The sequence below is a fragment of the Thalassotalea nanhaiensis genome, assembly GCF_031583575.1.
GTDB classification, from domain to species: Bacteria; Pseudomonadota; Gammaproteobacteria; order Enterobacterales; family Alteromonadaceae; genus Thalassotalea_A; species Thalassotalea_A nanhaiensis.
In genome coordinates, this window is sequence record NZ_CP134146.1 from 2,384,627 (window position 1) to 2,396,308 (window position 11,682).

Genomic DNA, 11,682 nt, shown 5'->3' on the forward strand with positions numbered 1-11,682 from the left:
TTGCCAACTTAATAAAAAACCTTTACCATTTATTCAATTCTATCTTCTAAAAACAATTCAATTGTATGGACGCTTGGTTACCATGACAGCTACTTACTCAGAGTTTTCAACCTCTTTTAATAATATAAAAAGTGTTTTAAAAGTATTGAATACCGCAAATATCAATATCGATCAGGACTTAGTTGAACTTGGCATTGATTTATCAAAATACAAAGATGGTTACCAAAGAGTATCGTATGACATAGCCGACCAAATTTATTCAATCGCGGTAACAAAATTAAAAGACCCGCTGTTTGCCTTTAAAATGGTAGAAGAAATTAACCCTGCAAGTTTTCAAGCGGTAGGCATTGCCTTAATGTGTAGTGATACCTTACAAGACTTTTGTTTACGCCTTGAAAAATTTTATAGTGTTATCACTACTTTCGATAAACTTTCATTCGTTCAGGAAGGAAATAACTTTAGTTTGGCATTACATCCACTCGTTACCTATAGAGAAAACACCAACGTTTGGCACCATACCTGTTTTACCGCCGTTATTCTGAAACTAGTTAGAATGGTATATCGCCCTGATTTTCAATTTGAAGCAATATATTTACCTTTCAGCCTAGAAGACTCGATTAAAGTAAAATACGAAAATTATTTTCAATGTCCGATCTTCTATAATAGCGCTGAGTCAAAAGTAGTGTTTAGTAATAGAGACATGAATGTACCTTTAGCGTGCGCTAATGAAATAATCGCATCACAAAACGACCTTCTCTCTACTGATTTATTGAACAAGTTAAAAACAGGTGATTTACCGAATCAAGTTAAGGCACTGCTAATTAAATTATTACCAACGGGCCAATGTAGTCGTGAAAAAATTGCCTCTATGTTATTTATGAGCCCAAGAGCATTTCATCGAAAATTAGAAAAACTCGATCTTAACTATCAAGACTTGCTCGACGAAACTCGCCAAGAGCTGGCAATTCAGTATTTAAACTTAGGCTTTGCAACCAGTGACATTGCCTACAGATTAGGCTACACAGATAGTAGTAATTTTACCCGATCATTTAAAAGATGGTTTGGAAAGTCCCCTCGTTCGTATAAAAACCAAGCATAATCATCCTAATTTCTACTTGGCCAAACATTTGATTTTTAGCATGTTTGGTCATTTAGATAATACTTCTAGTCATTTATTTCAATCTCTCATTTACCGTCCGATTTTGACACCCCTCTGGCAATTATTGACAGGCGCAGCTGTTAACTTTTTGACAGTATCGAGTTACACAAAATAACAATATTGGTCTGAAACCAAAGTTTTGCCATTGACGGCGTTCGTAAATAACTATGGATATTTGTGTTTACCCATTAGAGAAGAAAAGCTATGAAACTGAATAAAATTACAACTGCGCTAAGCGTTGCATTATTAGGAAGCACTATTGCAGTTCCTACTTTTGCAGCAGAAGACGAACAATTAAAAGGTCTTGAAGTAATTCAAGTTACTGCGACAAAACGTATCACTACAGCTCAAGAGACACCGCTTTCTTTAGAAGCAATTAATGGTGATGACATTGCTAAAAAAGGCTTAGCAAACCTAGAAGATTTAACTACATCTATGCCAAATATCAACATTGGCTCTGGTTTAGGTGTACAAACTGTTTCCATGCGAGGTATGGGTTCAGGTAACGAACGTTCATTCGAACAATCAGTTGGTATGTTCATTGATGGTGTATATATGCCGCGTTCTCGTCAATATCGAGCACCATTTTTTGACGCTGAGCGTGTAGAAATTATTCGTGGTCCACAGGCTGTTCTCTACGGTTTAAATGCAACTGCGGGTACTATTACAGTCAACTCTGCAAGCACACAACCAGGTGATGAAGGGTTCTTAAACCTTTCTGCAGGTTATGAAGTAGAATACGCGGGTTACAACGTTGGCGCGGTAACCGGTGGCAGCTTAGGTGACGATGTTGGTGCTCGTTTAGCAGTTCGTTACACTGATAATGGTGACGGTTTCTATTACAACGAATATGAAAACGCATTAACAGGCCAAGAAGCCCAAGATGAAGGCGACGGTGATGAAACTATCGTACGTGGAACTCTTGTTTGGGACGCATCTGATAACTTAAAAATTACCACTAAAGTAGATTATGCTGACGCAGAAACTTTAGGTGAAACAGGCGAAACTATTAATCATCCTCTTATGCCATTAGGTATTGATGGTGAAATGGACTGGACCCGTAATGCATCTAGTACACTTTCTAGTTGGTGGAACGATAAAGGCCCAGGTATGTACCATGAGCTGTTAAATGCATCGATAAAAGCTGATTATTCTATGGGTGATCATCTAGTGACTGCTACTTTTGGTCATTCTACCAGTGATTTTGACTTAATTACCAATACGGCCACTTTACCTGGAGACTTTTTATCGGTTTCAATCTATGAAGAGTTTACTCAAAACAGTGCAGAGTTTCGTCTGACTTCACCAGAAACAGGTAATTTTTCCTATATTGCTGGTTTATATGTTGCCGCGAGTGAGTTAGAGAACGTTACAGTTAGTGCGTTAGGTCCTGCAATTTTAGGTGATGGTCCAACAGGTACAGGTTTATCTATCGGTGGTTCTTTCTTAAACACTTTAGACACAACAACTATCTCTCCTTTTGTAAGTGGAACTTACAACATTAGCGACGACTTTAGAATTACTGCAGGTGTTCGTTATTCTAGCGAAGAAAAAGAAGTTGGCCGTGAAAACTTAGAATGTTTCATGAAAGCCAGTGACGGTGCCGGCGGTTTTATGGAGTTAACACCTAACTTAACAGATGTTTATGAATCAATGGGTTTGGCTGCTATTTGCGGTACGCTTGCTGGTCTAGAAGATGATAAAACATCTACAAACCTGATGCCTGAAGTCATCGCCCAATATGACATTAGCAATGATACAAATTCTTATGCAAAATTAAGTGTCAGTAAGAAATCTGGTGGTTATGGTTTCTCAACATCAATTGGCAGTGCAGAAGCCCTAGATTTTGATGATGAAACTGCAAAATCAATTGAACTTGGTATCAAAACTCGTTTTATGGATGGTCGTGGTCAAGCTAATTTAGCCATTTACCATACAATTTATGAAGATCTACAACAAAACTCGTTCACCTTTAACGATGATGGCACAGTAGATACGGCGATTGTAAATGCTGGTGAGTCTTTATCACAAGGTTTCGAAGCTGATGTTAAATTCTTATTAACTGAAAACCTAACAATCGGTGCATCAGTTGCTTACCTTTCTTCAGAATACGAAGAATTTGAACTTGGTACTTGTTATGTTGGCCAAACACCAACAATACCTGATACAGCTATTTGTGATAAAACAGGTGAGAACACACCATTTGCACCAGAGTTTTCAGGTAATATTTTTGCTGATTTATACCAGCCAATTACTGATGAGTTAGTGTTAACTGCAGGTGTTAATGTGTCGTTCAGCGATGAATACTACACTGAAAGTACACTAGACCCTATGGGTGTTCAAGAAAGCTATGAGCGTGTAGATGCTCGTATCGGCCTAATGAATTCTGATGAAACCTGGTCTATCTCAGTTGTAGGTAAAAACTTAACTGACGAAGCAATCAACAACTTCACCCAACCTATCGTGGGTTATGTGGTAGTTCCTGGTGCTCCTCGTACAGTAACGGTACAAGGTACTTACAATTTCTAATTAAAATGTTATTAATTAGTTCTACAAAGACGGCTATAAGCCGTCTTTTTTATTGCCTTTAAATTCACGATATGCAATTGGAGTAACACCTGTCCACTTTTGAAACGCACGGCTGAAATGGCTATGCACGGTATACCCAAGCGCTTCAGCGATTTGGTGAATTTTTAAATCGCTATGCTCAAGATAGTGAACGGCTGAATCAAAGCGTACTTGCTGTAGTACTTGTTTATAACTTGAGCCTTCTTTTGCTAAACGGCGTTGAATTTGACGCCTAGATAAGCCAAGTAAGCTTACCGATTGTTCTAATGAGGGAAACCCTTCTGCATTGAATGACTTTAACGCGTGATATAACTTGTCTCTAAAATGGTCATCAGCTAAAACATGATGTTCGAAATTGATCTCTAATTCAGGATTTGCTTCGCCAAGTTGCTCGTTACTTATAAATAAGCCTACTTTGTGCTGATGTTGAGTAATAAGTGCATTAGAGAAACGTTGATGTACCGCTTTACCTTGATCTTGCCTATGTAATGTTATTGCCTCTGGCGACCATGAATCACCAATATACTTTCGAATGTAACGGACCCAAAGCGCTAAAGTAAATTGCTCCATTTGAACCAACCCATCAACTTCAATTTCACCATGACCACCAAATAGCCATACACCTTTATTTTGATACGATAGCCATAGCTTTGCATGAGTTGATATCTCCTTTACTCGTTCGATTAACAAACGCAAGGCATCATGCAGGCTTAACGCGTCAGCTTTTATACTCGAATAAAGCGGCTCAACAACGCTATCACCTTCTGCTTCGTCGACCAAAAACCCAAGATCAGTTACTTGTAGATAATCGCTCGCCAGATCAAAGAGCTTCCATAATGGGTAGGTAGCAACATATTCCTGATTATTTTCTAATAATGCTATCGGTAAATTCGCCTGACTTAATAACAACTCTACCGGTGCTTTCTTCATTTGCAAAAAGCGGATCAGTGGAAATGCATTACTGCGATCGATTAAATGTAAATTTTTCATAATGTTAATTGGTTGTAATAAAGTGTGTAAGCATTTCAACCGGTACCAAATGGTTAGGTGTACATAATTTTAATGTACTAAACTACATCCATCAAATAAATCTTTTACAAAACTTTAACGTTTATCGGTACTCAATTAGGAGAGTTACATGAAAAAATCTTTATTAACTTTAAGCATCGCAACAGCGTTTATTGCCAACATGTCAGTTGCAGCAGAGATTCATCAAGGTTACAGCAAAACCGCTAAACAATACCAAGTAAACGGAAATGTGGTAAGCAATGTCGATACGTCAGCAAATTTATGGAATCCTCGCGGTAAATCACCAGAGCAACTAGATGCTCGTGCTCAGTTCCTGACAGATGCCGCAGATACACGTACTGCTGAGCAGAAAAAGGCCGATGCCGCTTACATGGAAAAATATAAAGGTGCGATAGTAATTAACTCATTAATGCCAACCTCTGTAGGTGTTATCGGTAACACTGTTGAATCGTTTAATCGAGCCATTGAACGCAACCGCGATGCAGGTGTTACACATTTCTCATCTTCAATTGGTGCGTTCCATCCAAAAGATGTGATGTTCACTTACATTAATGATTCAGATCCTGTTTTAAAAGACTTACAGGTAACAAAAGCCAAGACCTCACAAGACATCCGTGATGCAAAAGCAAAAGGTCAAATGACCATGATGTATAACTCGCAAGGCTTTGACTATAACCTAGATAACCTGGATTACGTAGATGAATTGCATGACAGTGGCGTGAATATTATGAACTTTGTTTATAATTCAAAAAACCACTTTGCTACCGGCATTGAATACAATGCAGACCCTTTAAACCAGGAAGGATTAACCAAGCTTGGAGAAGAGTTTATTAAGCTTGCGAACAAGCGAGGCATTATTGTTGATACGTCGCATTCATCAGATGCAACGGCAATTCAAGCAGCAAAAATTTCAACCAAACCTATTATGGCATCACACAATAATTCATCAGCAGTTTATCCAATGACTCGTAACATGAGTGATGAAGCTATAAAGGCAGTAGGTTCAACTGGTGGTGTAGTTTGTACTAATGGTATCGGTGTTTTCCTAAGTAAAGATGGTAATGCTCAGGCAGAAACGATGGCTGCTCATGTTGTTCACACAGCAAGCCTTATTGGTAAAGAAGGCACCTGTTATGCGTCAGATTATACTCATAACCTGTTTGATGCGATGAAAATTCAAGTACCTATGGTTGACAAGTACCCACCAGAGAAGGGCTTTGCCTCACCGTCACAAATGGCTGGTATCGAAGATGTTTGGGCAATTGTTTCAGTACTTGAAAACAAATACGATTGGAGCGAACAAGAAATCCGTGGTTTCTTAGGTGAAAACGTAATGCGCGTTTATAAGGCTAACTGGGATAAGTAATCTCCCGTAAGTCTATATAAAGTAAACAAGGCGATGTTTCATCGCCTTTTATTTAGGAAGAAATTCATAGGATTTTATCATGTCTCAATATATTAAATTTTTTCTACTCATCAGCCTTTCATTATTTTCCATTCAAAGCATCGCTTCTGACGCGGAAACAGAAGAAAAGCCTAACCTTCGAACATTTCTAGTTATAGGTGAGCCAAACGCAAAAGGTTGGGCAAATGCAGTTAATAACCCAAGCGATCGACAAGCAGTAATGGCCGATGTATTTAAAAACCTGGGCGGTGAATTAATTGGTTATTACTTTGGTTTAGGTAACGGCAAAAATTATGTCATTGTCTCAATGCCCGATGACGAAGTACTTATTCAGGCGATGTATTTAGTCCGCTTGCCTAATGACTGGTTACACAACTACACCATGATAGAACTAATGGATAGCTCAACCATGGCTCAAGCATTATCTTTGACGCAACAAATGCGTGCAGCAAATACTGCCCAGTAGCAATATTTGCTGCTGGGTTTACCATTAGCAAAAAATTTAAACTACCGTTAGAAATTGACCTGATAAACGCCATTATTGAATAAATCTCACTTCTTTTTAACGGTAAAATAAATTCAAATTTTAATTAAAAAATTAAGGACATGCTTCTATGTCGATTAAATCAATAGCGATAGTTGGTGGCGGTGAAATGGGCTGTGAAATTGCCATTCAATGCGCCTATTCTGGTTTTGCTGTATTTGTTTACGATATTGCAGAAGATGCACACACCGCAATAAAGCAACGGTTTGAGCGAATGATTTCGGTTAATACCAGTAATGGTACATGGTCAACAAAAGAGGCTGAGCGTACGCATGCTAATTTAACCATTACCACTGAGCTTATAGATATTGCGAATGTCGATTTAGTTAATGAGTCGGTATTTGAAAGCTTAAAAGTAAAACATGATATATGGTCAAAGCTCGCAACAGTCTGTAGTGAGCACACTATTTTCACCACAAATTCATCATCTCTTCGCCCATCTGACTTTGCTGACAGCACTGGCAGGCCAGAGCGTTTTGCAGCCCTGCACTTTCATTTAAAAGCATCACGCATTGTTGATGTTATGAATCATGGCGGTACATCAATAGAAGTTATGGAAACACTGGAAGAGTTGGTACCAAAACTTGGCTTAATTCCACTTAGAATTGATAAAGAAAATCCAGAATATGTCTTAAACTCTATGGTTATAGGTTTGTATTATTCTGCTGGAAAATTATTGGTTAATAATATTTCACATGTTGAAGATATTGATCGCTGTTGGATGGACCTAATGAAAACTAAATATGGGCCATGTGGCATGATGGATGCTGTCGGACTCGATACAGTGACCAAAGTCATGTTAGCAAAAACTGATGATGAAATAGCACAAAAGTTTGCGTTGTATTTAAAAACTAACTACTTGGATAAAGGTTTGTATGGATTAAAAACAGGAAAAGGGTTTTATACATACCCAACGCCAACTTACAGTCAAACAGGTTTTATCGAGGGCAAATAAGTAAATTTAGCAGGTTTATTACGCTATTAAGCCTGCTTAAACCGATTACGATACATCACCGGCGTTAACCCTAAACGCTTTTTAAATAATCGTGAAAATGAACTCACATCACTATAACCAACTTGCTCAACAATATGGGTTAACGATAACGAACTGCTTTCAAGCAATGTTTTAGCTGACTCTAATCTTACATTCTGTAAGTACTCTAATGGCGCGCTGTCTAATTCAGCTTTAAATCGCCTTATCAAGGTTCTATGACTCACTCCATATTTACTCGCTAATTGGTGTAAGTCGATATTTTGTTGAAAATTAGTTTGCAATTCATATAGCACTTTACTCACTAATTCATCTTTTACTTCCGGGATAGCAAATAAGGTTTGATAAGGCTCTTGTGAGGCTTGACCAACATCAACCAGCATCATTTTGGCGCACAAATTAGCAATTTTAGGATCTGAATATTGTTCAATAAACTTAATCGCCAAATTAAAATAAGACGATAATGCTCCGGCACAAATTATCCGTTCATCATAGGTAATCATGTCTTTTATATTCAGTTTAACTAATGGAAATCTGTGCTTAAAATCTTTCTCTAGCCACCATGTAGTCGTTGCTGTTTTCCTGTTGAGTAAACCAGTTTCTGCCAATAACAACGTGCCAGTGCAATTAGCAGCAAGAGTAACCCCATCATGGTATTGGCTCGCTATCCACTGACAAACAAATTGTTGTTTATCTAGCCAGTCAAAAAACACTTTGCCTTTAGTGTAATATCCTGAATAGAAACACGCAGGAACATAAAGAATGTCTATTGCAGGCGCATCATATAACGTGTGATCTGCTTGAATGTTTAAACCGGAATGAGTTGCAACAGGTTTGGAACTCTCAGATAACGTAAGCCATGAAATTTTACTTGTTCCGGGAGCCACCTTGTCAATAATGGCATTAGCAATTTGAAAAGAGTCAATCAAGCCGGTGAAACTAGACGCGTAGCAACCGTCATAGAGTAATATTCCTACAGTACACATAATGTAAATTTCAACCTAAACACTGCCATAATTAACAAGTATAGTGTTATATGGCAGTGACTGTTATAGATAGTTGATTATAAAGAATCAGGGTCAAAGGCTGGCATAATAACTACATTACCACCATGTGTCAGTTCTTCACGGCGGATCTTTTTAAATGGTGCGTATGCTTCACTATCCCAAAAATCATCAAAGTCATCTTGGCTTGGAAACTTAAATAACACATCCCAGGTATTTGGCCATTCGCCTTCTTTTATTTGGGTATCAGCGGTCGCAGATAAAATCTCTACCCCACGCTCCATTAACTGACCAACAACAGGCATACCGTACTGGCTCATGTATGGTTCAAACTCTTTAACATCAACTTGACCAAGAAAGTAAACAGGTGCTTTTTTCGCTTCAAACTCTTTTTGTATAACGTCACCAGACATTCTAGCCTTTAACTCTGTAATGAGTTTGTCGGCATGTTTATATGCTATTGCCTGTGTGGTTTGACGAGGGTAATCAATGCCTGGAATGTTGATCATGCCATGGCTGTAAATAAAATCATCATTAAATAACATTTCAGTTAAATTGGCCGTTTGCTTAAATGGCAAGATGAAATCTTCTACCAGAAAGGTATTGTAGCCGTCAGGTTTATATGAATCTGCGGCGCCGCCAATAGTGACTGATAATAACAACTCCTTACCACGTAACTCTTTACCGGTTGAACCATAGGCAAAACCATATAAAAGCACATCATCCATCCACTTTTTCAGTAATGCAGGACAACTGTACCAAAAGAATGGGAATTGGAATACTACAACATCAGCTTCTCGTAATGCCGCTTGCTCGGCTTCAACATCAATATTGAAATCTGGGTATAGTTTATAAAGCTCACGAACCTTAATGTCTTTATTTTTATTGAGTTCGTCTAGAATAATTTTGTTGCCAATTGAGCCGTTTTCAACATCTGGGTGGGCAAATATAACTAATGTGTTCATTTAGTATTTCTCTCTTTACGTAATTGTATTGAGCATACACTTAGCTAAGTAAAGTCGAATATAGTCAATTTCGACTATTTTAATGCCACATTCGTCATTAGATTTAATTAAAGCCTGCTTTTAATAGCCAAGCAGAGGCAACATCAAAATGGTTTGCCATGGCTTCAATGGCAGCTTGTGGATCTTTTCCAACTATCGCTTTGGCAACATTCTCATGTAATTCGACTACTTCAACTTGTTGCGGTTTAGATTGACGCACTTTCCATAAAATAGGGTTCGTATCTCTTATAGCGGCAGCAAGAGAGGCAATTAACACCGGAAATATCGGATTATTCGTTGCCTCTGCTATTAGCTTGTGAAATTTAATATCGTACTCGGTCATTTCATTCAAGCTAGTGTAACTTTCCCTCATTTTAACAGCTAGATTAGCGATTTTATCGCTTTGTTCCTGGCTACGATGAATGGCTGCCAGTTCAACCGTTCGCAGTTCAATAGCACGTCTGGCATCCCAAATTTGCTGTACATTGATTTGCTCGGTTCTAAGCGCATGCGACAAAGTAATCCCAATAACGGAGTCGTCAAACGTACCTACCTGTGCTTTTTTACCTGCACTCATGGCAATTATCGACATAGCATCTAACGATTTAAATGCCTCACGCACAACCGTACGGCTTACCATCAATTGCTCAATAAAATACGATTCACTTGGCAGTTTATCTCCCACTCTCAGTTGATTCAGTTTAATAAAGTCGATGATCTGACTCATTGCATTATCTACTAAGTTATCTTTACGCTTGTTAGTGTCACTCGCCGCTTGTTTCACACAGACCTCAATTATTATTGTTCACTAATTTTAACCTAAGTTTGATGATTAACACCCTGCCAGATTTTAAACAATATGACAAAATTATGGCACTTAAGCACCAAACATATATTATAGGTTTGTTATCATATGTAATATATTAGCAGTTATCTGTCACCAACTGTCGAATAAAATTAATAATAAAGACGGTTTTTACACGAGAGTTAAATTTATGTTTATAAAACTATTTCCATTATGGGCGATACTTGCCGCGGGCTCAGGCTTTGCCTTTCCAGCAGAGTTATCTGGCTTTAAATCGTTTATCGTTCCTTTACTTACCCTTGTTATGCTTTGTATGGGTTTGACACTAAGGGCCCAAGACTTCATTGACATCCCCAAATACAAAACCGCAATGCTAGCGGGTATGCTTTTACAATTTACCGTAATGCCTTTATCAGCCCTGTTAATTTCCATTGCGTTTAATTTTAGTACTGAGTTAACTGTGGGTATGGTGTTGGTTGGTAGCGTTGCCGGAGGCTTGTCATCAAACGTGATGACTTTTATTGCTGGTGGTAATGTCGCTATGTCGGTATCAATGACCGCAATGTCTACATTACTTAGTGTCTTTATGACGCCATTTTTATTAACACTACTAGTAGGATCCTCTGTAGAAGTACCTGCAACGTCAATGCTGTTAAGCCTACTTAAAATAATCCTGGTACCCGTTGCTATTGGTGTTGTAATAAACACCTATGCGCACAAATACGTTGAAAAAATATCGCCGGCATTAGCGCCATTTACAGTGTTTACTATCATAATGATCATTGCCATTGTGGTTGCCCTGAACTCAGACAACCTAGCTACCGTTGGTGTAGTTGCCGTTATTGGTACACTTTGTCATAACGTATTAGGCATGAGCCTTGGTTATGGGGTTTCACACTTATTAGGCTTTGATAAGAAAGTATCTCGTACCATAGCCCTTGAAGTGGGAATGCAAAATTCAGCTTTAGCCACCGCTTTAGCACTTAAATTTTTCGCACCTATTGCAGCCCTTCCAGGTGCAATTTTTAGTGTGTGGTTGAACATTACCGGCTCAATATTTGCTTCCCTGTGTTTGCGTTTAGATAAAGAAAATAAAACCGCATTAAACACAACAAAGCAACATTCATAGAAATTTAATAACCATGCTTTACAGAGCATTTCATCCGCAAGGTT

Annotated in this window: 10 protein-coding genes; 6 read left to right on the plus strand and 4 right to left on the minus strand. The window is 38.3% G+C overall.

Annotation, left to right across the window (positions count from 1 at the left end):
* Positions 1–82 precede the first annotated feature (82 nt).
* Positions 83–1,099, plus strand: coding sequence for an AraC family transcriptional regulator (locus tag RI845_RS10525; RefSeq protein ID WP_348386128.1), 1,017 nt, complete (start codon positions 83–85; stop codon positions 1,097–1,099).
* Between the two features lie 264 nt (positions 1,100–1,363).
* Entirely contained in the window at positions 1,364–3,688 is a 2,325-nt protein-coding gene (locus RI845_RS10530; protein ID WP_348386129.1) for a TonB-dependent receptor, read from the plus strand.
* A gap of 33 nt (positions 3,689–3,721) precedes the next feature.
* On the opposite strand, the gene RI845_RS10535 is transcribed toward RI845_RS10530, so the two are convergent.
* Positions 3,722–4,717 carry a helix-turn-helix transcriptional regulator gene (locus RI845_RS10535; RefSeq protein WP_348386130.1) on the minus strand — a complete coding sequence of 332 codons (996 nt, stop codon included), beginning with the start codon at positions 4,715–4,717 and terminating at the stop codon, positions 3,722–3,724.
* Between the two features lie 148 nt (positions 4,718–4,865).
* Between RI845_RS10535 and RI845_RS10540 the strand changes: the two genes are divergently transcribed.
* The 3 genes from RI845_RS10540 to RI845_RS10550 all read left to right on the plus strand — a co-directional run bounded on the left by RI845_RS10540 (position 4,866) and on the right by RI845_RS10550 (position 7,660).
* A complete protein-coding gene (locus tag RI845_RS10540; RefSeq protein WP_348386131.1) occupies positions 4,866–6,122 on the plus strand; it encodes a dipeptidase in 1,257 nt (418 codons plus the stop codon).
* A gap of 79 nt (positions 6,123–6,201) precedes the next feature.
* Positions 6,202–6,627 (plus strand): GYD domain-containing protein, encoded by a 426-nt coding sequence (locus RI845_RS10545; protein ID WP_348386132.1) that lies wholly within the window; start codon positions 6,202–6,204, stop codon positions 6,625–6,627.
* Between the two features lie 148 nt (positions 6,628–6,775).
* Positions 6,776–7,660 carry a 3-hydroxyacyl-CoA dehydrogenase NAD-binding domain-containing protein gene (locus tag RI845_RS10550; protein WP_348386133.1) on the plus strand — a complete coding sequence of 295 codons (885 nt, stop codon included), beginning with the start codon at positions 6,776–6,778 and terminating at the stop codon, positions 7,658–7,660.
* 26 nt (positions 7,661–7,686) lie between these two features.
* Here the strand turns inward: RI845_RS10550 and RI845_RS10555 are convergent, their stop codons facing one another.
* The 3 genes from RI845_RS10555 to RI845_RS10565 all read right to left on the minus strand — a co-directional run bounded on the left by RI845_RS10555 (position 7,687) and on the right by RI845_RS10565 (position 10,488).
* Positions 7,687–8,682 (minus strand): GlxA family transcriptional regulator, encoded by a 996-nt coding sequence (locus tag RI845_RS10555; protein ID WP_348386134.1) that lies wholly within the window; start codon positions 8,680–8,682, stop codon positions 7,687–7,689.
* Positions 8,683–8,759: 77 nt separating this feature from the next.
* Positions 8,760–9,665: an NAD(P)H-dependent oxidoreductase gene (locus RI845_RS10560; protein ID WP_348386135.1), complete on the minus strand. Its 906-nt coding sequence runs from the start codon at positions 9,663–9,665 to the stop codon at positions 8,760–8,762.
* Positions 9,666–9,768: 103 nt separating this feature from the next.
* Positions 9,769–10,488 carry a FadR/GntR family transcriptional regulator gene (locus RI845_RS10565; protein ID WP_348386136.1) on the minus strand — a complete coding sequence of 240 codons (720 nt, stop codon included), beginning with the start codon at positions 10,486–10,488 and terminating at the stop codon, positions 9,769–9,771.
* A 211-nt stretch (positions 10,489–10,699) separates the two neighbouring features.
* Between RI845_RS10565 and RI845_RS10570 the strand changes: the two genes are divergently transcribed.
* Positions 10,700–11,638 carry a bile acid:sodium symporter family protein gene (locus tag RI845_RS10570; RefSeq protein ID WP_348386137.1) on the plus strand — a complete coding sequence of 313 codons (939 nt, stop codon included), beginning with the start codon at positions 10,700–10,702 and terminating at the stop codon, positions 11,636–11,638.
* Positions 11,639–11,682: the final 44 nt, after the last annotated feature.

What these genes read in the sequence shown, in the direction of transcription:
- RI845_RS10525 (WP_348386128.1), top strand. Translation starts at nt 83, where the DNA reads ATGACAGCTACTTACTCAGAGTTTTCAACCTCTTTTAATAATATAAAA.
- RI845_RS10530 (WP_348386129.1), top strand. Translation starts at nt 1,364, where the DNA reads ATGAAACTGAATAAAATTACAACTGCGCTAAGCGTTGCATTATTAGGA.
- RI845_RS10535 (WP_348386130.1), bottom strand. Translation starts at nt 4,717, where the DNA reads ATGAAAAATTTACATTTAATCGATCGCAGTAATGCATTTCCACTGATC.
- RI845_RS10540 (WP_348386131.1), top strand. Translation starts at nt 4,866, where the DNA reads ATGAAAAAATCTTTATTAACTTTAAGCATCGCAACAGCGTTTATTGCC.
- RI845_RS10545 (WP_348386132.1), top strand. Translation starts at nt 6,202, where the DNA reads ATGTCTCAATATATTAAATTTTTTCTACTCATCAGCCTTTCATTATTT.
- RI845_RS10550 (WP_348386133.1), top strand. Translation starts at nt 6,776, where the DNA reads ATGTCGATTAAATCAATAGCGATAGTTGGTGGCGGTGAAATGGGCTGT.
- RI845_RS10555 (WP_348386134.1), bottom strand. Translation starts at nt 8,682, where the DNA reads ATGTGTACTGTAGGAATATTACTCTATGACGGTTGCTACGCGTCTAGT.
- RI845_RS10560 (WP_348386135.1), bottom strand. Translation starts at nt 9,665, where the DNA reads ATGAACACATTAGTTATATTTGCCCACCCAGATGTTGAAAACGGCTCA.
- RI845_RS10570 (WP_348386137.1), top strand. Translation starts at nt 10,700, where the DNA reads ATGTTTATAAAACTATTTCCATTATGGGCGATACTTGCCGCGGGCTCA.